Source organism: Volucribacter psittacicida, assembly GCF_004339025.1.
Lineage (GTDB): Bacteria > Pseudomonadota > Gammaproteobacteria > Enterobacterales > Pasteurellaceae > Volucribacter > Volucribacter psittacicida.
Window position 1 is genome coordinate 37,228 of the sequence record NZ_SMFT01000002.1, and the last position, 26,799, is coordinate 64,026.

The 26,799-nt window shown below is 39.1% G+C and carries 25 protein-coding genes, 1 tRNA gene and 2 pseudogenes; 16 read left to right on the forward strand and 12 right to left on the reverse strand.

The annotated features are described in order from the left end of the window. Positions 1-101 precede the first annotated feature (101 nt). The 3 genes from galM to galT are packed head-to-tail and all read right to left on the reverse strand — an operon-like array spanning position 102 to position 3,324. A complete protein-coding gene (gene galM / locus EV694_RS03465; protein ID WP_132689353.1) occupies positions 102-1,106 on the reverse strand; it encodes a galactose-1-epimerase in 1,005 nt (334 codons plus the stop codon). Further along, positions 1,100-2,254 (reverse strand): galactokinase, encoded by a 1,155-nt coding sequence (gene galK, locus EV694_RS03470; protein ID WP_132689356.1) that lies wholly within the window; start codon positions 2,252-2,254, stop codon positions 1,100-1,102. The genes galM and galK overlap by 7 nt, the downstream gene beginning before the upstream one ends. A gap of 23 nt (positions 2,255-2,277) precedes the next feature. Continuing rightward, the gene (galT, locus tag EV694_RS03475; RefSeq protein WP_132689359.1) at positions 2,278-3,324 is read right to left on the reverse strand and encodes a galactose-1-phosphate uridylyltransferase; all 1,047 of its coding nucleotides are present in this window, start codon (positions 3,322-3,324) and stop codon (positions 2,278-2,280) included. Positions 3,325-3,661: 337 nt separating this feature from the next. Here galT and EV694_RS03480 point away from each other — a divergent pair, with 337 nt between their 5' ends. From EV694_RS03480 to mglC, 4 genes are all read left to right on the forward strand, one after another. Then, on the forward strand, positions 3,662-4,678 hold the full coding sequence (locus EV694_RS03480) for a substrate-binding domain-containing protein (protein ID WP_132689361.1): 1,017 nt from the start codon (positions 3,662-3,664) through the stop codon (positions 4,676-4,678). A gap of 172 nt (positions 4,679-4,850) precedes the next feature. Beyond that, positions 4,851-5,846, forward strand: a complete 996-nt coding sequence (mglB, locus tag EV694_RS03485) for a galactose/glucose ABC transporter substrate-binding protein MglB (protein WP_132689364.1) — start codon at positions 4,851-4,853, stop codon at positions 5,844-5,846. A gap of 68 nt (positions 5,847-5,914) precedes the next feature. Further along, complete coding sequence (gene mglA, locus EV694_RS03490) at positions 5,915-7,432, forward strand: galactose/methyl galactoside ABC transporter ATP-binding protein MglA (protein WP_132689366.1); 1,518 nt, start codon at positions 5,915-5,917, stop codon at positions 7,430-7,432. Between the two features lie 11 nt (positions 7,433-7,443). Next, positions 7,444-8,454 carry a galactose/methyl galactoside ABC transporter permease MglC gene (gene mglC / locus EV694_RS03495; protein ID WP_132689369.1) on the forward strand — a complete coding sequence of 337 codons (1,011 nt, stop codon included), beginning with the start codon at positions 7,444-7,446 and terminating at the stop codon, positions 8,452-8,454. A 56-nt stretch (positions 8,455-8,510) separates the two neighbouring features. Here the strand turns inward: mglC and EV694_RS10850 are convergent, their stop codons facing one another. The 3 genes from EV694_RS10850 to rplM all read right to left on the reverse strand — a co-directional run bounded on the left by EV694_RS10850 (position 8,511) and on the right by rplM (position 9,710). Then, positions 8,511-8,672 (reverse strand): hypothetical protein, encoded by a 162-nt coding sequence (locus tag EV694_RS10850; protein ID WP_165865496.1) that lies wholly within the window; start codon positions 8,670-8,672, stop codon positions 8,511-8,513. Between the two features lie 199 nt (positions 8,673-8,871). Beyond that, complete coding sequence (rpsI, locus tag EV694_RS03500) at positions 8,872-9,264, reverse strand: 30S ribosomal protein S9 (RefSeq protein ID WP_132689371.1); 393 nt, start codon at positions 9,262-9,264, stop codon at positions 8,872-8,874. A gap of 17 nt (positions 9,265-9,281) precedes the next feature. Next, the gene (gene rplM / locus EV694_RS03505; protein ID WP_132689374.1) at positions 9,282-9,710 is read right to left on the reverse strand and encodes a 50S ribosomal protein L13; all 429 of its coding nucleotides are present in this window, start codon (positions 9,708-9,710) and stop codon (positions 9,282-9,284) included. Positions 9,711-10,059: 349 nt separating this feature from the next. Between rplM and EV694_RS03510 the strand changes: the two genes are divergently transcribed. Together EV694_RS03510 and EV694_RS03515 are read left to right on the forward strand one after the other, a co-directional pair. Further along, entirely contained in the window at positions 10,060-11,148 is a 1,089-nt protein-coding gene (locus EV694_RS03510; RefSeq protein ID WP_132689377.1) for a 5-methyltetrahydropteroyltriglutamate--homocysteine S-methyltransferase, read from the forward strand. A gap of 313 nt (positions 11,149-11,461) precedes the next feature. Further along, positions 11,462-11,746, forward strand: coding sequence for a hypothetical protein (locus EV694_RS03515; RefSeq protein WP_132689380.1), 285 nt, complete (start codon positions 11,462-11,464; stop codon positions 11,744-11,746). 12 nt (positions 11,747-11,758) lie between these two features. Here EV694_RS03515 and EV694_RS03520 read toward each other — a convergent pair. After that, positions 11,759-12,412: pseudogene (locus tag EV694_RS03520) on the reverse strand (IS1595 family transposase). Positions 12,413-12,462: 50 nt separating this feature from the next. On the opposite strand from EV694_RS03520, the pseudogene EV694_RS11015 reads away from it, so the two are divergent. After that, a pseudogene (locus tag EV694_RS11015) lies at positions 12,463-12,725 on the forward strand (tyrosine-type recombinase/integrase); the annotation flags it as partial. A 37-nt stretch (positions 12,726-12,762) separates the two neighbouring features. Here the strand turns inward: EV694_RS11015 and EV694_RS03530 are convergent. The 4 genes from EV694_RS03530 to EV694_RS03545 all read right to left on the reverse strand — a co-directional run bounded on the left by EV694_RS03530 (position 12,763) and on the right by EV694_RS03545 (position 16,074). After that, positions 12,763-12,852: transfer RNA gene (locus EV694_RS03530), tRNA-Ser, on the reverse strand. A 98-nt stretch (positions 12,853-12,950) separates the two neighbouring features. Next, positions 12,951-13,220, reverse strand: coding sequence for a 30S ribosomal protein S15 (gene rpsO, locus EV694_RS03535; protein ID WP_132689383.1), 270 nt, complete (start codon positions 13,218-13,220; stop codon positions 12,951-12,953). 178 nt (positions 13,221-13,398) lie between these two features. Further along, the gene (locus EV694_RS03540) at positions 13,399-14,814 is read right to left on the reverse strand and encodes a sucrose-specific PTS transporter subunit IIBC (RefSeq protein WP_132689385.1); all 1,416 of its coding nucleotides are present in this window, start codon (positions 14,812-14,814) and stop codon (positions 13,399-13,401) included. Between the two features lie 84 nt (positions 14,815-14,898). Further along, entirely contained in the window at positions 14,899-16,074 is a 1,176-nt protein-coding gene (locus tag EV694_RS03545; protein ID WP_132689388.1) for a cytochrome-c peroxidase, read from the reverse strand. A gap of 383 nt (positions 16,075-16,457) precedes the next feature. Between EV694_RS03545 and EV694_RS03550 the strand changes: the two genes are divergently transcribed. The 6 genes from EV694_RS03550 to bioD are packed head-to-tail and all read left to right on the forward strand — an operon-like array spanning position 16,458 to position 21,824. Next, complete coding sequence (locus tag EV694_RS03550) at positions 16,458-17,285, forward strand: alpha/beta hydrolase (protein ID WP_243645967.1); 828 nt, start codon at positions 16,458-16,460, stop codon at positions 17,283-17,285. 6 nt (positions 17,286-17,291) lie between these two features. After that, positions 17,292-18,593 carry an adenosylmethionine--8-amino-7-oxononanoate transaminase gene (bioA, locus tag EV694_RS03555; protein ID WP_132689394.1) on the forward strand — a complete coding sequence of 434 codons (1,302 nt, stop codon included), beginning with the start codon at positions 17,292-17,294 and terminating at the stop codon, positions 18,591-18,593. Continuing rightward, on the forward strand, positions 18,586-19,737 hold the full coding sequence (locus EV694_RS03560) for an 8-amino-7-oxononanoate synthase (RefSeq protein ID WP_132689397.1): 1,152 nt from the start codon (positions 18,586-18,588) through the stop codon (positions 19,735-19,737). Before bioA ends, EV694_RS03560 begins: the two co-directional genes overlap by 8 nt. 8 nt (positions 19,738-19,745) lie before the next feature. Next, entirely contained in the window at positions 19,746-20,402 is a 657-nt protein-coding gene (locus EV694_RS03565; RefSeq protein ID WP_132689400.1) for a DUF452 family protein, read from the forward strand. Further along, entirely contained in the window at positions 20,393-21,163 is a 771-nt protein-coding gene (bioC, locus tag EV694_RS03570; protein ID WP_132689403.1) for a malonyl-ACP O-methyltransferase BioC, read from the forward strand. Before EV694_RS03565 ends, bioC begins: the two co-directional genes overlap by 10 nt. Before the next feature lie 13 nt (positions 21,164-21,176). Continuing rightward, positions 21,177-21,824 carry a dethiobiotin synthase gene (gene bioD / locus EV694_RS03575; RefSeq protein WP_132689406.1) on the forward strand — a complete coding sequence of 216 codons (648 nt, stop codon included), beginning with the start codon at positions 21,177-21,179 and terminating at the stop codon, positions 21,822-21,824. Positions 21,825-21,874: 50 nt separating this feature from the next. Here the strand turns inward: bioD and EV694_RS03580 are convergent, their stop codons facing one another. Then, entirely contained in the window at positions 21,875-22,300 is a 426-nt protein-coding gene (locus EV694_RS03580; protein WP_132689408.1) for an excinuclease ABC subunit A, read from the reverse strand. A 192-nt stretch (positions 22,301-22,492) separates the two neighbouring features. On the opposite strand from EV694_RS03580, the gene EV694_RS03585 reads away from it, so the two are divergent. From EV694_RS03585 to EV694_RS03595, 3 genes are all read left to right on the forward strand, one after another. Continuing rightward, positions 22,493-23,350 (forward strand): co-chaperone YbbN, encoded by an 858-nt coding sequence (locus EV694_RS03585; RefSeq protein WP_132689411.1) that lies wholly within the window; start codon positions 22,493-22,495, stop codon positions 23,348-23,350. A gap of 63 nt (positions 23,351-23,413) precedes the next feature. Next, on the forward strand, positions 23,414-24,367 hold the full coding sequence (gene trxB, locus EV694_RS03590; RefSeq protein WP_132689414.1) for a thioredoxin-disulfide reductase: 954 nt from the start codon (positions 23,414-23,416) through the stop codon (positions 24,365-24,367). Between the two features lie 519 nt (positions 24,368-24,886). After that, on the forward strand, positions 24,887-26,752 hold the full coding sequence (locus EV694_RS03595; RefSeq protein WP_132689417.1) for an SLC13 family permease: 1,866 nt from the start codon (positions 24,887-24,889) through the stop codon (positions 26,750-26,752). Positions 26,753-26,799: the final 47 nt, after the last annotated feature.

The following is a 26,799-nucleotide window of genomic DNA, read 5'->3' on the forward strand; positions in this document are numbered from 1 at the left end:
CCAAAATAGACCGCACTTTCACTTTATAGTCGTTCCACTTTAAAATAAAAGAAGACATACCAACGCCTTATTATTTTAAAGGGGAACGGTTATATTTCTGATTAACCCACAACAAAAACAAACCTCGTCCAGTGTCGATAGATTTCTCCTGCTTTTAACATTCCACCTAGTGGTTGCCAGTCTTGATGATTTGGGGTATCTGGTAGGGCTTGGGTTTCTAAGGCAATGCCTGCGTAATCTTGGTAATAACCGCTCTGTCGCTGTGCGGTGCCTGCTAAATAATTGCCTGTATAAACCTGCAAGGCTGGCTGTGATGTGTAAAGATCTAATTGTAGGCTTTTATCAGGGGCAACTAAACTGGCGGCGGGCTGGCTTTCAATATGGCGTTGATTGAGTAGGAATGCCTGATCATAGCCTTTGGTAAGTTGTTGTTCTCCTTGTAAAAAATCTTGGGCAATGGTTTTCATTTGGCGAAAATCAAAACTGGTATCACTTACTGAGGTTAAAGGGGCGGAAGGTATGCCCTGTTGATCCACAGGTAAATAATAGTCGGCATTAATTTGTAAATAATGTTGGCGTATGTCTTGGTTTTGTTGCCCATTTAGCAAATTAAAATAGGCGTGGTTGGTTAAATTTAGTGGCGTATCTTGATCACTATAAGCGGAATATTCAATTTCTAAATAATTTTGTGGGCTTAAATGGTAAACAACGCTTGCTTGCACATTACCACGAAACCCTTGATCCCCATTGGGGGAAAATAAGGAAAATTTTGCAAAATTCTGACCGCACTTTTCTATTTGCCAATAGCGTTTATCAAAGCCTATTGGCCCTCCATGTAATTGATGTTCTCCTTGATTAGCCTCTAATTGAATAAGTTGCCCTTGCCAATAAAATTGGCTATGGGCAATGCGGTTCGCATAACGTCCGATACTTGCTCCTAAATATGCGGATTGCTGATCATATTGTTCTGGCGGGCAACCTAGCAACACTTCTCGATAATTTCCTTGTACCAGCAGTTGACAAGAAAGCCAAGTCGCCCCCCAATCCATTAGACTAATTTGCATACCTTTTTTATTATTCAGGGTAATAATATTAGGATTCAGCATAGCCTTACCCCTTGGCAAGCCTGACAAACGTAAAAATCTTCTTTTAAACCTGTTTGCCGTTGGTAATTCTCCGCAATGATTTTACGCACTGCCTCAACCTTATGCTGCGGTGCTAATGCCACCACACAACCGCCAAAACCTCCGCCTGTCATTCTTGCGCCTCCTTCGTTGCCAATAGCAAGTTGGGCGAGTTCAACGAGGTAATCAATTTGTGGTACGGTAATTTCAAAATCATCACGCATAGAATCATGAGATTGTGCCATAAGTTTACCTAGCTGTAATAAATCCCCCTGTTGTAATGCCTGTACCGCCGCTAAAACACGCTGATTTTCGCTAATAACATGTTTGGCTCGTTTTGCCATTTGCATATCCAACGCCTTTAATTCTTGTTCTCGTTGCTGAAATTGAGCAAGCGAAACATCACGCAAGGCGTTCACGCCAAAAAATTGGGCGGCTTGTTCACATTGTTGTCGCCGTTGATTATATTCGCCATTAACTAAATCATGTTTAACCTTGGAATTAATAATCATTACCGCAAGCCCTTGGGGAACGGGAACAGGTTGAATGGCGAGCGAACGACAATCAATCATTAAGAGATGATCCTGTTGACCCAACGCAGAAATTAATTGATCCATATTGCCACAATTTGCCCCCACAAATTGGTTTTCCGCTTGTTGCCCGATTAAGGCTAATTGGGTATCCGTTAAGGGTAATGCTGCCAGTTGCTGACAAAATTTTGCTACCGCCACTTCAAGGGAAGCGGAAGAACTTAACCCTGCTGATAAGGGAACATTGCCACAAATGACTAAATTCGCCCCTTGTTTAAACTGTGGACAATGTTGTTGAATAAATTTGACCACGCCTCGCACATAGCCCGTCCATTTTTCGGCAACGGGCAAAATGTCTTCATTAAGAGAAAAACAATCCCATTGATCAAGATCGGCAGCATAGACTTTAAATTGCTGATCATCACGTTTTTCCCCCACCACCGCCGTACCATAATTAATGGCACAAGGCATCACAAAGCCGTCGTTATAATCAGTGTGTTCGCCAATAATATTTACCCGTCCCGGAGCATACACTGCCAAACTTGGTGCACAATGAAATTGTTGACTAAAAACTTGTTTTGCACGTTCTATTTGTTGCATACCTTATTCCTTTTATTAAATATTTATTGTTCTTTATAATGTTTATCACTTAGCGATCTTAAGCGTTCCGCTGCTTGCTCGGCGGTAAGATCTCGCTGACTTTCTGCCAGCATTTCATAACCCACCATAAATTTTCTTACCGTTGCGCTGCGTAATAAAGGCGGATAAAAATGGGCGTGTAATTGCCAATGGCGGTTATCCTGTTGATTAAAAGGTGCACCATGAAAGCCCATAGAATAAGGGAAAGAGGTTTGAAATAAATTATCATAACGACTGGTTAATTTTTTTAATGCTAAGGCAAGATCCTGTTGTTGAGCAGGCGTTAATTGAGTTAATTGCTGAATGGGGCTTTTAGGTAATAATAGGGTTTCAAAAGGCCAAACCGCCCAATAAGGCACAACCGCAACCCAATGCTCGGTATCCACCACAAGACGTTGTTTTAATTCCAGTTCCATTTGAACATAATCTAACAACATCACAGAACCTTGTTGCTCAAAATAAGCACGTTGGGTACGATCTTCTTTAGCAATTTCATTGGGTAAAAAACTGCTTGCCCAAATTTGTCCATGGGGGTGTGGATTAGAACAACCCATTGCCGCTCCTTTATTTTCAAAAACCTGTACCCAAGGATAACGTTGCCCTAATTCGCTTAATTGCTGCCGCCAAGTGTTAATCACTGCCTCAATTTCGGCTAAAGATAAAAGAGGCAAGGTTTTGCTATGATCAGGCGAAAAGCAAATGACTCGGCTTTCCCCTTGAGCAAGTGCGGTCTGAAATAAAAAATTTTTTGCTGGCGGTGGCGTTGGAGTATCGGTCATTAATGCCGAAAAATCATTTTTAAATACAAAGGGTTGTTGATAATCTGGGTTGCGTTCCCCAGTAATACGTTGATTGGTTGGGCATAGATAACAATGGGGATCGTAACTTGGGATTGTTTGTTCTTCAATGCTTTCCTGTTGACCTTGCCAAGGGCGTTTAGCGCGATGAGGAGAAACTAATACCCATTGATCAGTGAGGGGATTATAACGGCGATGAGGGTGTTCAGTGGGATCAAATATTGTCTTTTGCATAGCCTTTCCTAATTTAAAGCAACAAAATGAAAACGATTACAAAATATGAGCATAAGATAACAATATTTTTTGCAATAAACTGTTATCTCGATCACAAAATCATATTTATCCTTGCTTTCCAGCCTTATTTTTTGTGAGCTAGCTTGGATTTTTCACAGTAAAGGTTTTCATCTTTAAACAAAATTCACTATGATATAGTCGTTCCACTTTAAAATGATACGGCGTTGGCACACCTCGCCGTACTACTTGTACTGTCTTCGGCGTACCGCCTTGTCTCATTTTAAATTGAAACGACTATAATCCATAGGATTTTGAGCCAAAAAACAAGGAGCAAGTCGTGATTACCATTAAAGAGGTTGCCAAACAAGCTGGGGTATCTGTTGCCACCGTATCAAGGGTGTTAAATAATCATCGCTCCGCCAGCTCACGCTCTCGTGAAGCGGTACTGAATGCCATACAACAATTAGGCTATCAACCCAATGCCAATGCACAAGCCTTAGCATCACAAACCAATAGCACCATTGGAGTAGTGGTTACGGATGTTACCGATGCGTTTTTTGCCATTTTAGTCAAAGCGGTTGATGAGGTGGCTGCCCAATATCATAAAACCATTTTAATCGGTATCGGCTACCATAATGCGGAAAAAGAAAGAGAGGCAATAGATACCTTAATTCGTAAACGTTGTAGTTGTTTGGTTGTTCATTCAAAGGCCTTAGATGACGCTAGCCTTGCTCAATATTTACAGCAAATACCGGGTATGGTTATCATTAATCGTGTTATTCCCCGTTATGAGCAACGTTGTGTGAGCTTAGATAATCAAAAAGGCACGTTTTTAGCCACAGAAACCCTTATTCAATTAGGGCATAAACAAATTGGCTATATTGGCTCTACTCATAAAATTACCGATGCACAAGACCGTTATCAAGGTTATATGAATGCCTTAGCTTATTATCATTTGCCTTTCGTCAAGTATGCTGTGGCACAAGGTACGCCAGATTTTGAAGGGGGTGAACAGGCAATGATCCGTTTATTAAGCTATAACAAGGATCTTTCGGCGGTCGTTACCTATAATGATAGTATGGCAGCAGGTGCTTTATCGGTGTTAAATGAAAACAATATTAAGGTTCCCCAACAATTTTCTGTCATTGGTTTTGATGATATGCCCATCGCCCGTTATCTTATCCCAAAACTCACCACTATACGCTATCCCATTGATTTAATGGCAAATTATGCTGCAAAATTAGCGTTAAGTTTAGTCTATCCTGAATTACAAATTAGTCCTCCTGTGCAATTTAACCCTACCTTAGTCCGCCGTTTTTCTCTGGCAAGTCCACTTTCAGAGACACAGGCATAAGCAGTAGCGATATACCCATAAAATTTGTGAGCTAGCTTGCAAAATTTGAAATTTATTTATGTAATCGTTTTCATAATGTGAAAGAGATCACATTATTTTAACAACAAACAGCGTATGCTATAGCCGTTGCCATTTAGCAATAACCTTTGAGTATCAATTAGGGAGAACCATTATGAAAAAAGCATTACTCAGCACCATCGCATTATCTGTTGGTTTAGGATTAACCTTGAGTAGCGTGGCAGAAGCCAAAACGCGTATTGGTGTCACCATTTATAAATATGATGATCCATTTATGACTTTAATGCGTGATGAAATTCGTAAAGAAGCAGGAAATTATTCAGATGTTGAGCTATTAATGAATGATTCACAAAATCAACAAGGTGTACAAAATGACCAAGTGGATACCATTATTTCTCGTGGTGTTAAAGCCCTTGCCATTAACTTGGTCGATCCAAATGCTGCCCCTACCATTATTGCCAAAGCCAAATTAGAAGATTTACCTGTGGTATTCTTTAATAAAGATCCTGGCCCTCGTGCTATTGGCAGTTATGATAAAGCCTATTATGTAGGTGCAGATCCGAAAGAATCGGGTATTATCCAAGGCGATTTAATTGCCAAACAATGGAAAGCCAATCCTGAGTTAGATCTCAATAAAGACGGTAAATTGCAATATGTGTTACTCAAAGGAGAATTAGGGCACCCTGATGCCGAAGCTCGCACACGTTATGTGATTGAAGAATTAAATCGGCAAGGGATTCAAACGGAAGAATTATTCTTAGCTGGGGCAGAATGGGATACCGCCAAAGCCAAAGATATTGTTGACTCTTGGTTATCTGGCCCGAAAAAAGACCAAATTGAAGTCATTATTTCTAACAATGATGGTATGGCATTAGGCGCTTTAGAAGCAACTAAAGCACAAGGGAAAAAATTACCTATCTTTGGTGTTGATGCCTTACCTCGTGCCTTAGAACTCATTAAAGCGGGCGAGCTCGCAGGTACGGTGTTAAATGACGGTGTCAACCAAGGTAAAGCCGTTGTACAACTTTCACAAAACCTCGCCACCAATAAAAATCCAACTGAAGGATTCAAATGGCAATTAGAGGAACGTGTTGTGCGTATTCCCTATATTGGTGTCGATAAAGATAATTTAGCAGAGTTCTTAAAATAATAGAAACAAGCTGAGGGGGATTTCTCCCCTCGTTTATTGAACCTTTAATCATTCATTGAGATTGACCTATGATAACTCAATCTGTTCCACAAGGAGAAGTTTTACTCACAATGACCAATGTGAGTAAATCCTTTCCCGGGGTTAAAGCCCTTGATAAAGCTAACTTAACAGTGCGCTCCCATTCAGTCCACGCCTTAATGGGAGAAAATGGTGCAGGAAAATCCACCTTATTAAAATGCCTATTTGGGATTTATGCCAAAGATGAGGGAGATATTTTATTTCTCGGTAAACCCGTTGACTTTAAAACTTCAAAAGAAGCCTTAGAAAACGGTATCTCTATGGTACACCAAGAACTCAATCTCGTCCGCCAAACTACGGTAATGGATAATCTTTGGCTTGGACGTTATCCAACCAAAGGGTTGTTTGTGGATCATAGTAAAATGTACCAAGACACCAAAGCCATTTTTGATGAATTAGATATTCATATTGATCCGAAAGAAAAAGTTGGTAAGCTCTCCGTATCACAAATGCAAATGATCGAGATCGCTAAAGCCTTTTCTTATAATGCCAAAATCGTCATCATGGACGAACCCACCTCATCACTATCAGAAAAAGAAGTGGGCCATTTATTTAAAATTATTGATAAATTAAAACAACGTGGCTGCGGTATCATCTATATTTCCCATAAAATGGACGAGATTTTCAAGATTTGTGATGAAATTACCATTTTACGCGATGGTAAATGGATTAATACCGTTCCAGTCGCCAGTTCTACTATGGATAGCATTGTGGCGATGATGGTTGGACGTGAGCTTACCCAACGTTTCCCAGAAAAAACCAATCAGCCAAAAGAAGTTGTGCTTGAAATAGAACATCTCACCGCCAAAAATCAGCCTTCGATCCAAGATGTCTCTTTTCAGTTACGCAAAGGGGAAATTCTAGGAATTGCAGGACTGGTAGGGGCAAAACGTACCGATATTGTTGAAACCATTTTTGGCGTACGAGAACAAGCAAGTGGGCAAATTAAGTTGCATGGAAAAATAATGAAAAATCGCACCGCACTTGAAGCCATTAACAATGGTTTTGCCTTAGTCACAGAAGAAAGACGTTCAACGGGAATTTATGCAAACTTAAACATTGAATTTAATTCGCTAATTTCCAATATGAAATCTTATTTAACCAAATTTGGGTTATTAAGTAATAAAAAAATGAAAAGCGATACCCAATGGGTCATTGATGCAATGAACGTCAAAACGCCTTCACACCGTACCAGTATCGGCTCGCTATCTGGCGGTAATCAACAAAAAGTAGTCATTGGTCGCTGGTTACTCACACAACCCGAAATATTAATGCTTGATGAGCCAACGAGAGGCATTGATATTGGTGCTAAGTTTGAAATTTATCAATTAATTATTGATTTAGCTAAAAAAGATAAAGCCATCATTATGATTTCTTCCGAAATGCCCGAATTATTAGGGGTTACCGATAGAATATTGGTAATGAGTAACGGAAAAGTCGCTGGTATCGTAGAAACCGCCAACACTTCCCAAGAAGAAATTTTACAGCTTGCCGCTAAATATTTATAAGGAAAATAATTATGTCAGGGTTCACAACCAATAAGTCATTAGACTTTTTTAAACAAAATGCTATTTATTTTGTACTACTGATTTTACTTCTCTTTATTATCGCACAAGATCCCTCGTTTCTAAGTTTAAGGAATTTTAGTAATATCCTTACTCAATCCTCTGTCCGTCTCATTATTGCTTTAGGGGTAGCAGGGTTATTAGTAACACAAGGTACCGACCTTTCCGCAGGGCGACAAGTCGGACTTGCTGCCGTTATCTCTGCCACCTTGCTACAAGGTATGGATAGCTTTAATAAAGTCTTTCCTAACTTAGGTGAAATTCCTATTCCTGTGGTCATTCTTATTGTGTGTGCCATCGGTGCCATTATTGGTATGCTGAATGGCTTAGTTATCGCCTACCTTAATGTAACCCCTTTTATCGCCACCATGGGAACAATGATTATCGTCTATGGCATCAACTCACTCTATTATGATTCTGTCGGCGGTTCCCCTATTTCTGGCTTTACTGAAGACTTTTCCGCTTTTGCACAAGGCTACTTTACCTTAGGAACATTCCGCCTATCCTATATCACCATTTATGCCACTATCGCAGCAATTCTCGTCTGGATTTTATGGAACAAAACTCGCTTTGGTAAAAATATCTTTGCTATCGGAGGCAATCCCGAAGCCGCACGTGTATCAGGTGTCAATGTTGCTCGCAATTTAGTCGCCATTTATATGATTGCAGGTATGTTCTATGCCTTTGGCGGTATGCTAGAAGCTGGGAGAATTGGTAGTGCAACCAATAATCTTGGCTTTATGTACGAATTAGATGCTATTGCTGCTTGTGTAGTAGGTGGTGTCTCCTTTGCAGGAGGCGTAGGTACGGTTATCGGCGTTATCACTGGTGTGATTATTTTTACTGTCATTAACTATGGCTTATCCTATATCGGCGTCAGCCCCTACTGGCAATATATCATCAAAGGTAGCATCATCATTCTCGCCGTAGCAATAGATTCCCTAAAATATGCTAAGAAAAAATAGGGTAAAAAAAGTAAAAAAACTCTGTGCTGAAATAAAAGCACAGAGTTTTTTATTAATTAGCGTCTTGGTTGCATTTTTCCATGCCCTTGTTGTTGCATTGGCGCTCCGCCTCCCATACCGCCACCTTGATGTGGTGGATGCCACCAAGGAAATAAACAGCAGGCATTTAAAAATAATGTTAGCGTTAATACTGTAGTCATTGATAACCATTTTTTCATCACATTTTCCTTCTTAGATGATTAAAAATGCTAGTATAACTGAACAAAATTAAAGCTATTACGCCCATCATTAAAATAAAGCAAGGCTAAGAAAGCCAATATCTACCAATTTATAGAGAATATCGATATTCCTCTTTAAAAGAGGAAAAACAAAAAACCCCTTGCAATAACAAGGGGTTGAATAATTGAAAAAACGATATTAACGTTTTGAGAATTGTGGACGACGACGTGCTTTGCGTAAACCCACTTTTTTACGTTCAACACGACGAGCATCACGAGTAACGAAGCCAGCCGCACGTAAAGCAGGACGTAAAGTTTCATCATATTCGATCAATGCACGAGTGATACCATGACGGATAGCACCAGCTTGACCAGAAATACCACCACCTTTAACTGTGATGTAAAGGTCTAATTTATCAGTTAATTCAACCAACTCTAATGGTTGACGAACAACCATGCGTGAAGTTTCACGACCGAAATAAACATCTAACTCACGTTGATTGATTACAATTTTACCACTGCCCGGTTTGATAAAGACACGAGCTGAAGAGCTTTTGCGGCGACCTGTGCCGTAGTTTTGATTCTCTGCCATTTTCTAAAACCTCGTGATTAAATATCTAAAACTTGTGGTTGTTGTGCTGCGTGGTTATGTTCAGAACCTGCATACACTTTTAATTTACGGAACATTGCACGACCTAATGGGCCTTTTGGCAACATACCTTTAACCGCAATTTCAATCACAGCTTCAGGACGACGAGCGATCATTTCTTTAAAAGTCGCTTGTTTAATACCACCTACATAGCCAGTGTGCCAGTAGTAAATTTTATCGCTTTGTTTATTACCTGTTACAGCAACTTTATCCGCATTGATAACAATGATGTAATCACCTGTATCAACATGTGGAGTATATTCAGCTTTATGTTTACCACGAAGACGACGAGCTAATTCAGTCGCTAAGCGACCTAAAGTCTTACCTGTCGCATCAACTACATACCAGTCACGTTGTACAGTTTCTGGTTTTGCTACAAAAGTTTTCATTAATTTAATACCAAAATAAAAAATTGATTACCCAGTGTTTAATATTAAACACGCCTATAATCTAAATCTGCACCCCTTCGAGTGTGATTTGGATAACATATACAAGGTGGGAAAACCTATGTATCACAGGGTCGCAGAATTATACACAAATTTTATGTGAAAAGCGAATTTTTTAGAGAAAATATATTAGAGTATAAAAGAGGTAACTTGAATCCTATCAAGTTTTCACTTAGGATAATTTTCCTATTTATAGTCGTTTCAATTTAAAGAAAAGCAAAGCGTACCAACGCCATATTATTTTAAAGTGGGCGTGATATATTTTTTATTACCACAAACAGGAGAAATAGTAATGACGAATAAAATATTACCTTTACATGCTGATACAGTAGGAAGTTATTTACGAACAGAAAGATTAAAACAAGCGCGTGCCGAATTTTTACAAGGCGAAATTTCACAGCAAGCATTAACGCAAATTGAAGATCAAGAAATTACCAAATTAGTCCAAGCACAACTTGATGCAGGTTTACAAGTCATTACTGATGGTGAATATCGCCGCTCTTTTTGGCATATTGATTTTTTAGAACATTTAATTGGCATAGAAGGCTACCAACCTGAACATGGTTATAAATTTAATGGCGTAGAAACTCGTGCTTATAATACACGTTGTTGTGGCAAAGTAGCTTGGAATCCCGAACATCCTTTTATTGAACATTTTAAAAAATTAGATCAGATTGTGGCGGGAAGAGGCATTGTAAAATACACAATTCCAAGCCCTAATCAATTAATGTATCCAATACAATGGGATACAGGTGTTTATAAAACAAGAGCTGAGTTTGCAAAAGATGTACAACAAACCTATATTGATGCGATTCAGGCTTTTTATCAAGCAGGTTGCCGTTACTTACAATTTGATGATGTTTATTGGGGATCATTGTGCAACAATTATCAAAAGCCAGAATTTGAAGCCGATAAAGCTCAAGCCTTGGAAAATATTCAAGTTATTCTTGCGGCAAAACCTAAAGATATGATCATCACGACCCACGTCTGCCGTGGCAATTTCCGTTCCACTTATTTACTTAGTGGCGCTTATGATCCTATTGCTGACGCTTTATTCGGACAAACTCACTATGATGGCTATTTTCTTGAGTATGATGATGAACGTTCTGGCGGATTTGAGCCTTTAAAACATTTTGCAGGTAATAAAGGACGAGTTGTATTAGGATTAATTAGCTCTAAATTTCCACAACTTGAAGATCCACAACAGATCAAAGCCCGTATTCAAGAAGCGGCACAATATATTCCATTAGAACAGCTTTGCCTTAGCCCACAATGCGGTTTTGCATCCACTGAAGAAGGCAATATTATGACAGAAGCAGAACAATGGCAAAAAGTAAAACTTGTTGAGCAAATAGCGAAAGAGGTTTGGGGAGAGGATTAGGGTTTATCTTATTGTACCTTAATATAGTCGTCTCATTTTAAATTGAAACGACTATATTAAGAATAATGCCTCCCTTTTGAAAAAAGGGAAAAAACCGTTAGCAAAGGCGGAAAAATAAAAATGAAAAATAATTTAAAAAACCAACCGCACTTTAACAATTTCAGTGTCCTACCTTGTCTTATTTTAAAGTGAAACGACGATAAATATACATTTTACTTACATAGCTTGATTAATACTGTAAAAAACAATAAACTTATTTTTCGATAAAAAATAAGTTTATTATTCTATGCTAACTTCTACAGTAAGGATCATTATGCAACACAAATTATTATGGACATTATTTCCCTTCTCATTTTGCACTATCGCCTATGCAGAACAGCTTACACATAACGAAAAATTGGATACGATTCACGTTATTGCCAATCAACAAGCGAGTGGTAAAGTCATTATTAATCAACAACAAATTGAACATACGCCAATTGGCGATAATAATCTTACCGAAATTATACAAAATCGCCCGAGTGTTCGTTCCGCTTTAGGCAGTAATAATAGCCAAACTCAAGGCGAAATTGCCCCAAGTAATTTATCTTGGGGCTGAAGTAGATTAGCCCTAAATTCCACACCATTTTCTCAAGATTTTAAGTTGCTGAGAAGGTGTGCCAAAGTTAAACCTAAACTCGCATTCTTTCAAGAATAAAGGAAAAGATTTTCGGTCAATACCATTATATTTTCTTAATACGCGTTTGGCTTAATTCCAGAAATTTTCAATGCCATTGATGTGATTTTTCTTTACCGCAAAATGGCTTTGATGATTAATCCGATAATGTTTAAACTCACTCACATCAAGAACATCATAACTGCGGTAATAGTCCGTATATACAATGCTATCTGGCTTAATTTTTCTTTTAATAACAGGGAGTAAGGTTTTCGTCTGTGTATTTTCAACCACAATGGTATAAACCTTACCTTGACGTTTTAGCATACCGAAAACAGCAATTTTCCCTGCCGCTCCGCGTCCTCGTTTTCCTTTCCTAACCCCACCAAAATAACTTTCATTTCATTCAACTTCGTCCTCAAAAACTTCATGAGCTTGCAGGGCAAGATGATAGCCAATCACTTGGCGAATTTTACGGTAAAAAAGTGCCGAAGAATTAGAATTTATTCCTAATAGATCAGCTGCTGCTCTTGCCGTCACTTCAAGAACAAAAAACTCAAGGAGTTTCAGCTGTATTTTTCTTTTTAATTTACAATGAGTTATCTTCATTTTTGCAGTCTATCATAACTGCTAATCTACTTCAGCCCCAAGAAAAATTATTTCGTTTTCATAATTTAAGGCATACCTGGGCAAGTTGGCATGTTCAACATGGCACGCCACTAATGGTTTTAAAAGAACTTGGTGGCTCGGAGAGTATTGTGAAATAGTAAAACGTTATGCTCACTTAAACGCAAACCACTTACTTGAATATGCAAATGTGAGTATGTTTTGGGAACACTCACCAATTAACGCATTTGGTACTGAAGCAGAAAACGAAAATTTATTTGATCTACCAGAAAATAAAAAAGCCGTAAGTTGTTGATTTTCAAGACCTTTACTTACGACTTAATATAACTTGATGGCGGAGGAAGTGAGATTCGAACTCACGGAGGGCGTAAACCCTCGCCGGTTTTCAAGACCGGTGCCTTCAACCACTCGACCATTCCTCCGTATTGATAAGCGGTGTGATAATACGGATTTTATATCCTAAAGTCAAGAAAATATATAATAAAAAAGCTCCTTGCGGAGCTTTTATCAGTATTAAAAATTAACGACGTAAACCTAAACGAGCGATAGTGTCAGCATATAGCTCTAAATTAGTACGTTTTAAGTAATCTAATAATTTACGACGGCGAGAAACCATACGTAATAAACCACGGCGACCGTGGTGATCTTTTTTGTGTTCTGCAAAATGCCCTTGTAGGTGGTTGATTTGTGCTGTTAATAGGGCAATTTGTACTTGTGCAGAACCCGTATCTTTGCTATCACGACCAAATTCAGCAACGATTTCTGCTTTTTTTTCTACGCTTAGAGACATTATTTACTCCTAAAATATTGAGAGTGTTAATCATACATCTTTCGCCGATCTCTAGTTCAGCGAAGACAAGGGAGTGGCTATTCTACAATTTCATCAATAAAATGCAAGAAACTTTTAGAAAAACCACCGCACTTTTTATTGTTTATCCTTGTTCAATTTAAAAACCTTAGGTGTATTTTTAGGCTTTTGCTTTCGCTCGTTTACCTAAAATTAAGGTAATGACAAAAGCGACACTGAAAGAAATCAATAAGCCAATAACAAACATTCCCATATCTTTAGGTTGGATAGATGGGATAGCTGGGATACCTGCTGCACCTAAGCCTATGGCACGTACGCCCCATAATGCTAACCAGGCACTGGCTAAGCCTGATCCGATCATGGCGGCGATAAATGGATAGCGATAGCGTAAGTTTACGCCAAACATCGCTGGTTCAGTAATACCTAAAACGGCACTAATACCTGATGGCACAGCTAGACCTCGCACTTTAGGTTCTTTATTAATTAATGCCACGGCAAGACAGGCTGCACCTTGAGCCACATTGGACATGGCGGCAATAGGAAAGATAAAGGTTAAGCCTATGCTCGCTAATAATTGGGTTTCTACCGCTAGGAAGGTTTGGTGCATACCTGTGATAACGATTGGTGCGTAGAATGTACCAAATACTGCTCCACCAATAAAACCGAGTGAGCTATATAACCAAGTTAAACCATCACTTAACACAGCCCCTGCTTCACGTCCCAATGGTCCAATAATGGTGAGTGCTAAAAAGCCTGTAATAAAAATGGACAGTAATGGGGTTAATAAATTATCTAAGGCGGAAGGGATAATTTTGCGGAAGAATTTTTCTAGGCTCGCTAACACCCAAGCGGCAACAATCACAGGGATAACTGTACCTTGATAGCCTGCTCGTTCAATATCAATGCCTAATACACTCCAGTAAGTCATATCGCCTGCGGCAAGAATATTGGCGTAATTCCAGCCGTCCGCAGTTAATGCTGGGTGTACCAAAATCATTCCCAAGGTTGCCCCTAAGAAAGGATTACCGCCAAATTTTCTGGTAGCGGAAAAGCCGAGTAAGACAGGTAGGAATACAAAAGGTGCATTCGCCAACATATTGACTAATTCGGATAAATCTTTGTATTGAGGATAAAGCTCAATGACAGATTTTTGTCCTAGGCTTTCATAAGGCGAGGTTAAGAGGCTATAAATCCCCATTAATAAACCGCCTGCGACAATAGCAGGAATGATAGGGATAAAGATGTCGGCTAATCCTTTGACAATGCGTTGTAAAATATTTTGTTTTTCCGTTGCCGCATCTGCCACTTCGTTTTTAGTCACATCGCCTAATTCCAGTAGCTTGCTCATTTCGGCGTGGACTTTATTTACCGTTCCAGAACCAAAAATAATTTGGTATTGCCCTGACACAGAAAATTGTCCTTTCACACCATCAATGTTTTCAATGGCATCTTTATTCACTTTGCTTTCGTCTTTTAATACGATACGCAAGCGTGTTGCACAATGTGCGAGGGTTGCGATATTCTCTTTTCCCCCTAAATTGTCAATCACTTGTTGAGCGATTTGTGGAAAGTTCACGGTTTTCTCCTATTAGTAAAAATAATTAGGCAAATTTTAACTAAAAGGATTAAGCGTGGCTAGTAAATCTTGGTTAAATCTTAGTTATTTATTGCTATCTTGCAGTAAATATTCATAACGTTCATCGGTCAATAATTTAAGAAAGGCGAGCAAGGCGTCGATCTCGTCATCACTTAATGCTCGAGCTTGTTGTAATAACGGATGATCAACGGTGGGGGAATATTCCGCATCTTGCCAAGGTAATTGGGTTTCAGGATTAATTTGGCGTGCGGAATTATTGTAACGATCTAAAAATAGCAATACGGTTTTTAGCTCACGAAAAACACCATTGTGCATATAAGGAGCGGTTACCGCCACATTACGCAAGCTCGGGACTTTAAACTTGCCCTTTTGGCGTTCATCGCCCTTGACTTGTGGATTATCAAATAACCCTAAATCCACAAAATCCTCGCCTAGCTGATTATGCTGTAATAAATAGCGATTTTTGGGAACACCGAGATTGTAATAATGATAATTGCTAAAGGTTTCTTCTGGATGATCTGATGTTGCTTGTAACTGGTGGCAACTGGCACAATTTGCACCTTGTTTATCAAAAAATAAGGCTTTACCTTGCTGTTCTTGGGGGCTTAACTGATATTCGCCACGCAAAGATTTATCATATTTAGCACTAAAAGGCGCAAGCAGCGGCATCGATTGTTGAAATGTCGCCAGGGCATCTTCCATAGCTTGATAAATCCCCTCCACTGATTGCCAGACCTGTTCGCCATAATGTTGAGAAAATAAATGGCGATACATCGGATTAAACCATAAACGTTCTGCTAAGGCTCGTTGGCTTGGTATTCCCATTTCTACGGGATTTAAGGGCGGTTGCCCCGATTGCTGAGCAAGATTTTTCGCCCGTCCGTCCCAAAATTGTCCACCAATATATTGTTGATTTTGTTCATCATAATGAAACTCAGGGCTATATTTGGCATATAGCATGGTTGGCGTATTGCGTGTCCCAAAAGACTGTAAATCATCGCCTAAGGATACCATTCGTTGTGCCGAGTTATCGCGTAAATCCACAAAAGCGGTATCCGCATTATGGCAGGTGGCACAATTTTGATTACCATGCCAAGAAAGCGTTGTATCAAAGAATAAAATTTGTCCTAATAGGGCTTTATCAATCCCCTGCTCAGGCATTACCCTTGCAGGCTTTTCCCTTGCCACACTCGTATCTGTTAAGATAAGCAACCCGATGAGGAGAAAAAATTTTTTCATTTTATACCGCACTTTTTTGATTTATTTCTTTTTAGCTTAACTTGAATTAAGGTGCACATCGTCCCCCATTTAAGGTATTTCCCTTGATTTAAGTCAGAAAATCATTAATTCATAACGAAGTCATTCAAGGTAACAAAATAAATAAAATATAAGAAAAAGAATAAAACAACAGACAAAAACTAAAATTTTTGCTTATCACTCAAAATCATTTAACAATTTTGCTTATGGTTTTAAACAATAACATTTCCATGACAATTTGAATAAAAAAGGGCGGTTGATTTTTGTAAAATTTTTGCTAAAAATAATAGCCACCACCTGAGCCAATAACCTATGATATGTTAAGATTTTTTTCTCTATTTTTTATTTATTTAAGCCTAAGTTTTTTGAGCCAAGCACAAATTAACCAACATATTCCCATGATCGCACCGCAAGTAGAAAATAATTATCAAATTAATATACATGATTTAGACTTTAATCAGCAAACCTATCGGCTTTTTATTGCTCAACCGAAACAACCGCAACCCCATCAAAGGGTGCTTTATGTGTTAGATGGTAATGCACAATTTCCCTTAGCCTTAAATGCCGTTGATCCCCATAAAACCTTGCCATGGATTGTAGGGCTAGGCTATCCAAGTCCTCAGGCTTATCCCATTGCCGAGCGTACTCGTGATTACACCTTTGCTGCCCAAGGTGAACAATTTGCACAAGGCGGAGGGGCAGCGGCTTTCCTACAATTTATTCAACAGCAAGCGATACCTGTTGTACAACAATATTTACAACCTCAAATTCCCCAGCAACAAATGCTGTTTGGGCATTCTTTTGGCGGTTTATTTGCGTTATATACCCTATTTCATCAAGGCGAATTATTTGATCATTATGTGATTGCTAGCCCCTCATTATGGTGGGGTAATGGGAAAATCCGCCAACAAATGCCCGCTCGCTTGGCGAACCATATTCAACATATCCAATTTTACTTAGGGGAATATGAAGCCTATCCTGAGCAAGATCCCAATATCAATGCAGAACGTTTAGCTCGCATACAGCAACGCCGACAATCCCTAACCACAGAAAATTTTGTGGCGTTGTTACAACAGCGTTACCCCAAAACAGCAATGGATTTTCAACTTGTTGCTAAACAAAATCATGGTGGCGTGATTCCTTTTGCGATTAAACTTGCCGTCGCCTCAATTCAACAGGAGCCTTTAAAATAAAGCCGTATGGACACACAACAATTATTAACCTTTGACCAACACCACCTTTGGCACCCTTATGCTTCCATAAGTCAGCCTAGCCCTGTTTATCCCGTAGAGCGTGCTGAGGGAGTTTATATTTATCTCAAAACAGGGGAACGCCTTATTGATGGTATGTCTTCTTGGTGGGCAAGTTTACATGGCTATAACCACCCTCGCCTTAATCACGCCATCACACAACAATTACAAAAAATGAGCCATATTATGTTTGGTGGCTTAACTCATGAGCCAGCGGTAAAACTTGGCGAGAAATTATTGTCCGTTTTACCTGCTCCGCTTAATCAAGTGTTTTATGCTGATAGCGGCTCAGTGGCAGTAGAAGTGGCAATGAAAATGGCAATCCAATATCAACATAGCCAAGGCAAACCACAACGCCAACATTTCGCCACCATCAAGTCAGGCTATCATGGCGATACTTGGCACGCTATGTCCGTTTGCGATCCGCAAACAGGAATGCACCACTTATTCCAAACCAACTTGCCTGTACAATATTTTTTACCGCAACCTAATGTGAAATTTGATCAACCTTGGCAAGCGGAGGCTATCCGTCCACTACAAGACTTGCTGGCAAAACATCATCAAGAAATTGCCGCCTTAATTCTTGAACCTATTGTGCAAGGCGCTGGCGGTATGTATTTTTATTCGCCACAATATTTGCAAGAGGCACAAAAACTTTGCCAACAATATGATATTTTGCTCATTTTTGATGAAATTGCCACAGGCTTTGGACGTACAGGAAAATTATTCGCCTTAGAATTTGCGGAGGTAATCCCTGATATTATCTGTTTAGGCAAAGCCTTAACAGGTGGCTACTTAACCTTATCCGCCACCATTACCCAACGCCATATTGCTCAAGCCATTTGCAACGGTGAAGCAAAATGTTTTATGCACGGTCCAACATTTATGGCAAACCCTTTAGCCTGTGCGGTAGCTTATGAATCCTTGTGTTTATTATTAGAAAGCCCTTGGCAACAAAATGTCCGCAACATTGAAAACCAACTAAAAACCTTACTTGCTCCTGCTCGACAATTTAAATCGGTAAAAGAAGTCAGAGTGCTTGGGGCAATAGGTGTGATTGAAATGCAAAAACCTGTGGATATGGTGAGCTTACAGCAACGCTTTATTCAACAAGGTATTTGGGTAAGACCTTTTGGGCGTTTAGTCTATGTTATGCCCCCTTTTATTATCACAGAAACCCAACTGCAGCAACTGACCCAAGGCCTATTAACCGCCCTAAGCCAAGAATATCAAGAGGTTTATTATGGTTAGTTTACAATATTTCGCGGATAACTTAACCCAGTTAAAACAACAACAGCAACTGCGCCAACTGCCTGATATTGAACATAAGGGCAAATATATACGCAAAGATCAGCAAACCATGCTCAATTTGACCGCCAATGACTACTTAGGTCTCGCCAATGATGAACAACTGGTGGCACAATTTTGGCAGCAAGTAAAACAACAAGATTTTCCCTTTACCAGTTCATCATCAAGATTATTAACGGGAAATTACGCCATTTATCATCAATTAGAACAGCTTATCGCCCAACGTTTTCAACGAGAAAGTTGTTTATTGTTTAACAGTGGCTATCATGCCAATATCGGCATTTTACCTGCCCTCGCCAATAAACACACCTTAATTTTAGCGGACAAATTGGTACACGCCAGTATGATTGACGGTATCCGCCTCAGCCAAGGGGATTTTATCCGCTATCGGCATAATGATATGGCACATTTATTGCAATTATTAAACAAGCATCATCAGCAATATCAACGCATTATTATTGTTACCGAAAGTATTTTTAGTATGGACGGCGATATTACCCCCTTATCCACCTTAGTCAAATACAAAAAACAATTTGATAATGTTATGCTCTATGTGGACGAGGCTCACGCTATCGGTGCTTATGGTGAACAAGGCTTAGGTATGGCAGAAGTGTTTGACTGTATCCAAGATATTGATTTGCTGATTGGCACCTTTGGCAAAGCCCTCGCCTCTATGGGGGCTTATGTGGTCTGTGATGAGATTTTGCGAGAATACCTTATTAATCATATGCGATCGCTGATTTTTGCCACCGCACTACCGCCTATCAATATGGCTTGGAGCTATTTTATTTTCCAACGTTTACCCCTATGGCAAGACAAACGCCAACATTTAGCGGAAATCAGTGCCTATTTACGCGATATTATTCAACAAAAAACAGGTATAATGCCAAGCCAAACAGCAATTATCCCTTATATTCTGGGTAAAAATGAGTTAGCACAACATAAAGCCAAACAACTACAACAAGCAGGTTTTTATTGCCTACCGATTCGTCCACCAACGGTACCAATCAATACCGCACGTATTCGTTTCTCACTAAGTGCCGATATTAGCTTGCAAGAATTACAACAATTAACCCAATATTTATAAGTAAAAAAATGAAAGTTACCCTAATTCAACCTACTCATCACGCCACACAGCTTATTCTCTATTTTGCAGGCTGGGGAACCACGCCACAAGCGGTCAAGCATTTAGCCTTACCTCAGAATACTGATCTGGCTATTTGCTATGATTATCAAGATTTCCAGTTTCCCCTCGATCTTAGCCAATATCAACAGATTCACCTTGTTGCTTGGTCAATGGGGGTTTGGGTCGCAGAAAGAGTAATGCAAAACATTCCTGTCCAACAAGCCATCGCCATTAACGGAACCCCATTACCTATGCACGATCAATACGGAATACCTGTTTCAGTGTTTAATGCCACATTGCAACAACTCAGCGAAAATAGCCGTAATAAGTTTGAACTCAGAATGTGCCAAAGCAAAGCCCTTTACCAACAATATCAACAACTGGCTGACCCACGCAGCCTAAACAACATTCAGCAAGAATTGCAATGGCTACACCAACAACTCAACGCCGACCAACGCCACGATTTAATCCATTGGGATCGTGCTATTATCGGCGAACAAGATAAAATTTTTCCCGTCACAAATTTACAGCAATATTGGCAACCTCGCTGCCCCATTTCCACTTATGCAATCCCCCATTACCCTTTTGCACATTTTTCTCATTGGGAACAGCTATTATGTCCATAACCAAACAACGCATAGCCCAACAATTTACCCAAGCAAGCCAATCTTATGATAAACAAGCCAAAGTACAACAACAGCTTTATCAACCCTTGCTCGACCTGCTACGCCCTTATCAACAGCATTTTTCACATATTTTAGAAATCGGCTGCGGTTCAGGTGGATTTAGTGCTTATTTACGTCAACAGCTTACCGCTGACCAATGGACATTCAACGATCTCTGCCCACAAAATTTACCCTTATTACAACAAAAAATTGAAAAAACAGACCGCACTTTTTTCTGTTTTGGCGATGCAGAAAACATTGCTTTTCCTCATCACTACCAACTCATTACCGCCGCTTCAAGCCTACAATGGTTTAATGATATTCCACAATTTTTACAACGTTGTGCCGCCTTACTCGATCCTCAAGGCTATTTATTATTTAACGTCTTCACCCCACAAAACTTAACCGAAATTCGCCAATTAACCGGAATAGGCTTGAATTATCCCAGCCTTAACCAATGGCACCAATGGCTAAGCAAACAATTTGACCTCATTGCCGAACAACAGCTCCAAATCCCCCTTTATTTTGACCACCCCATTGCCGTATTAAAACACCTCAAACAAACTGGGGTAAACGCTACCTCAACAGGAAAAGGCTGGAGCAAACAAAAATACCAAAATTTTATCCAACAATACCAACAACAATTTAGTCACTTACAAGGGCAAGTTCGTCTCACTTATACCCCCTTACTCTTTTTAGCCCGCAAAAAATCTAATCAATAAACAAGGACAAACAATGACAGCAAACATCTTTTTTATTTCAGGCATAGATACCGACATCGGTAAAACCATTGCCACAGGGGTTTACGCCAAACAACTTATGCAACAAGGCTATTCCGTCATTACCCAAAAAATGATCCAAACAGGCTGCCAAGGCATTGCCCAAGATATTCTTTGTCATCGTCAAATTCAAGGCATAGCGCTTACTGAAGAAGATAAAGCAGGACAAACCTGCGGCTATCTATTAGATTATCCTTGCTCGCCACATCTTGCCGCCAAAATGCAAGGTATCAACATTGACAGCAAAAAAATCGCCAAACAGACCGCACTTTTAGCAGAAAAATATGATTACGTCCTCATTGAAGGGGCAGGTGGGCTTGCGGTACCCTATGATGAACAGCATACTAGCCTTGATTATTTACAACAGTACGGCTATCCCTTAATCTTAGTCACCTCAGGAAAATTAGGCAGCATTAACCATACATTACTCAGCTTAATGGCTTGCCAACAATATCAAATCAACGTCCATACCGTCATTTACAACCGCTACCCCAACACCGATCCCCTCATTAACCAAAACAGCCAACAATTTATCCAAAACTACCTCGCCAAACATCACCCAGCTTGTGAGTTTATGTTGTTGGAGAGGGTTGAAGTAGATTAATAGAAGTATCCAGCCTTTCATTCAGCTGGATATATAACCGAAGAGAAAAACTACTTAACAATATCACCTTTTAAAGCAACACCTGCGATAATGTGTCCTGCGTGACATTCGTATGATGTCGTACTTTTATAAGTATTTTTCTTATAATAACTGACCAAGTTAGTAACCTTTGTTGCCCCTAATGATACAGCACGATCTTGGAATTGTTTTACAGCTGATAAAAATGCCCATTGACAAGCCTCTTGATCGGTTTTATTCGCCGCATTAGTTTTTTTATTACTTACCAAATCTGCTGCAACCACTTTACCTTGTGCCGATTTTGCAAAATAAAGTTTAATATTTGGATTAAGTACCTGTTTAGCTTGTGGGGAATTTAATGTTTCATTAATAGATAAATAATGAGTTGTATCACGCGGGGCACAAGCCGCAAGAATAATACTGGTACTAATCACTGTTAATTTAATAAAATGTTTCATAATGGCTCCTGTCTATGTTAGATAACAAATTATCTCATAATAAATCTATTTAATTATAAACACTTATTTACTAAATATAAAGTATCAGTATTGCAATGTATACTAAGATAAAGAAAACAGATAAGAGAAATTTGCTGAATAAACCTAATTTCCTATACAATATCAATATGATTATTCATTGAGATTAACATAATGACACAGCACCAATATATTATTGATATTAACGAACAAAATCTTGGCGAAATCCTACAACTTTCCCAACAAACACCCCTTGTTTTCAATTTTTATGCGCCTAGCCATCAAGAATCTGCCGATTTTTTATCTTTATTAGAAAAAATCGCTGAACAATCTGCGGGACAATTTATCTTAGCGAAAGTGAATTGCGAAACTGAACAAATGATCGCCGCCCGTTTTCAAATTCAAGCGCTGCCAACCACATATTTATTTAAAAATGGCGAAGCCTTAGACGCATTTCCTGGTACATTATCAGAACAAGATCTTAACCAACGTTTATCTCTTATTCTCCCTAAAGAAGAAGAGGTTAAATTCCATCAAGCACTTGATTTATTAGCCGCCCAAAACTATGACGAAGCACTCCCATTACTTAAAGATGCTTGGACGTTATCGGATAAAAAAAATAGTGAGATCGCCTTACTTTATGCTGAAACTTATATTGCGATGAAAAAAGTTGAGCCTGCCCAAGAGATTTTAAATCAAATTCCCATTCAAGATCGAGATAGCCGTTGGCAAGGTTTACAGGCACAAATTGAGCTATTAATAAAAGCAGCTGATACACCAGAAATTCAGCAATTACAAGCGGATTATCAGCGTAATCCTTCGTCTAATATTGCCTTAAAATTGGCATTACAATTACATCAAGCACACCGTAATGAAGAAGCCTTGACTTTGTTGCTTAATATTCTTAAACAAGATCTCTCCGCTGAAAATGGTGAAGTAAAACAACAATTTTTAGCCATTCTTGCTGCTATAGGCAATAATGATCCTATTACCAATAAATATCGTCGAATGATGTATTCCCTATTATATTAATTAGTAGTATAGATATTGCCTATTTTTTATAATTCAGATTATTTGTCATTTTAAGGATTGATTATGAGTGAAATGAAACATTGTAAACTATTAATTCTCGGCTCTGGCCCTGCGGGTTATACCGCTGCCATTTATGCCGCTCGGGCAAATTTAAATCCTGTTTTAGTAACAGGTATGCAACAAGGTGGGCAACTTACCACAACCGATGAAATTGAAAATTGGCCAGGTGATTTTGAACACACCACTGGACAAGGATTAATGCAACGTATGTTGCAACATGCTGAAAAATTTGACACTGAGATTGTTTTTGATCATATCAATAAAGTGGATTTATCTCAGCGTCCTTTCAAATTATATGGCGATATCAATACTTTTAGCTGCGATGCTTTAATCATTGCTACTGGTGCTTCTGCCAAATATTTAGGATTACCTTCTGAAGCAGCCTTTAAAGGGAAAGGGGTTTCAGCTTGTGCGACCTGCGATGGTTTCTTTTATCGCAACAAACCTGTTGCCGTTGTAGGCGGTGGAAATACAGCTGTTGAAGAAGCGCTCTATCTTGCGAATATCGCCAGTGAAGTACATCTTATTCATCGTCGTGATAGTTTTCGTGCCGAAAAAATCTTACTTGGACGCTTAGAGAAAAAAGTCGCTGAAGGAAAAATTATTCTCCATACTGACCGCACTTTAGAAGAGGTATTAGGCGATAATATGGGCGTTACAGGGGTACGTATTAAGGATACGCAATCTGAACTCAGAGAAGAAATTCAAGTAGATGGCGTCTTTATTGCCATTGGTCATGCTCCGAATACGGACATCTTTGCCGATCAATTAGCCTTACAAAATGGTTATATTTTGGTGCAATCTGGTCTTGAAGGCAATGCTACTGCCACATCAGTAGAAGGCGTATTTGCCGCAGGCGATGTGATGGACCATAATTATCGCCAAGCCATTACCTCAGCAGGAACTGGCTGTATGGCGGCATTAGATGCAGAACGTTTTTTAGATGCTCAGGACTAGTTCTCTTATATAAAGTGCGGTCAAATTCACCGCACTTTTTCTTTATTCTAATATCAGTATTCTCGTTCAACCCCATCCATAATCCCCGATATGAAAAAATTGGTAGAATCCCTGTTGTTTGAACAGTGTGTAAACGCCTCAATCATCAAAATGCTATCATGATTCGGGCTTAATACCCAACTAATAAGGGCGAAATTGACTAAATTGTCGCCCTAAAAGGTTAAGATATATCTTAGAACAGCACCATGATGAGATAGGTCGCTTACAGAGATGTTTACTCATTAATCCTTTTTTCATTAACTTAGTTATCTGTCCTCACTATTTTTATTGATTATTTATTAACCTTACATTAGTTTTCTTGATTTATTCTACTACAAGTACGCTTCGCCGTACTCTTTACTCATCTGAAAAGTGCGGTGAGTTTTGGAAAAATTTCTTTAAAATCAGCACTTCCTCTCTTTATTATTTCGTGGTAGTTTTATAAACACCCCAAAGATTGAATAATAGGAACTCACCATCATGTTGCAACAAATTCTCACTTGGCATAACGGTTTTGTCCAAACGCCGCTTTTTGTTACCTTACTTTTTTTACTTATCGCCATTGTCTTATTTGTTCGCAATAAAATCCGTATGGATGTGGTTGCCTTATTGGTTATGCTTGCCTTTTGTTTAAGTGGGATTTTAACTGTTGAAGAAGTTTTTGCCGGTTTTAGTGATCCTAACGTTATCTTAATTGCCTTACTCTTTATTGTGGGGGAAGGATTAGTGCGTACAGGAATTGCTTACCAAGTCAGTGAATGGCTAATGCGAGTGGCAAATAATAGTGAGACGAAAGTGCTTATTTTACTTATGTTGGCAGTAACAGGATTAGGGGCATTTATGAGTTCAACAGGGGTTGTTGCCATTTTTATTCCTGTGGTTTTAACCATTTGCCGTCAAATGAATCTTTCGCCACGCCGTTTAATGATGCCATTAAGTATTGCGGGGCTTATTAGTGGCATGATGACACTGATTGCTACGCCGCCTAATTTGATCGTCAATGCAGAATTAATGCGTTACACTGAGCATCGATTAAGTTTCTTTTCATTTACGCCGATAGGTTTAATTATTTTACTTATGGGTATTCTCTATATGCTGTTTATGCGTGGGTGGTTATCCGATCCTACAGAGCAAAAAATAGAACAAACACAGCGACATTCTATTACGGACTTAATAGAGAAATATCAATTAGCAGGTCGTTTAAAATATTTTGTGGTACGTTCGGGGTCTCCTTTTATTGGTAAACGCTTAGATGAATTACATTTACGTTCACAATATAACCTTGATGTGGTTTCTATTGAACGTTGGCGACGTTTTCGTCCTATTTCAATTAGTGCATTAGGGACATCAGAATTAAAAGAAAAAGATATTTTATTGATTGATATTGGAAATCCAGACTTAGATCTCGACCAATTTTGCCAACAACATCAATTAGGAATTGCACAAGTCACAGAGCAATATTTGGGTCGTCAAGCAAAAACCATAGGTATGGCAGAATTAACGCCTTCGCCAGAAGCTAATATTCTTGGTAAAACCGTCAAAGATATTCGGTTACGTTCTAATTACGGCTTAAATCTTATTGGTATTAAACGGAATAATGAACTACTTACTGAAGATATTTCCAATGAGCCTTTTAAAATGGGGGATTTATTATTGATTATTGGAGAATGGCGTTTGATCCAAACAATGCAAAAAGAAAATAAAGACTTTTTTGTGTTAAGCTATCCTACCGAAGCAGAACAAGCCTCGCCAGCTTCTAGTCAAGCACCGCACGCTCTATTTGCTATTGCCACTATGGTGATCTTAATGGTAACGGGCATTGTGCCAAATGTGATCGCGGCGTTGATTGCTTGTTTAATGTTAGCGAAATTTCGTTGTGTTGATGCGAAAAGTGCTTATAACTCCATTCATTGGGCAAGTTTAATTCTTATAATAGGTATGATTCCTTTTTCCGTTGCATTACAAAAAACGGGCGGTGTTGATCTGATTGTGGAAAATATGTTGGAATTAGTTGGCGACTGGGATTATCATGCCATTTTAATCAGCCTATTTGTATTATGTGCCACAGTGGGACTTTTTATTTCCAATACCGCCACCGCCGTTTTAATGGCACCGATAGCGATAACCATGGCAGAACAACTTAATGTTTCTCCCGTTCCTTTTGCCATGATTGTGGCGATTGCTGCCTCAGCAGCCTTTATGACCCCTATTTCTTCGCCAGTCAATACCATGGTGTTAGGACCTGGAGGATATAAATTTATGGATTTTGTTAAAGTCGGTGTTCCGTTTACTATTTTAGTGATGTTAGTAAGCGTTTTCTTAGTGCCGGTTTTGTTTCCGTTGTAAAAAATCCATCTTATGGGATATAACAGCATTTTATAAAAATACCAGAA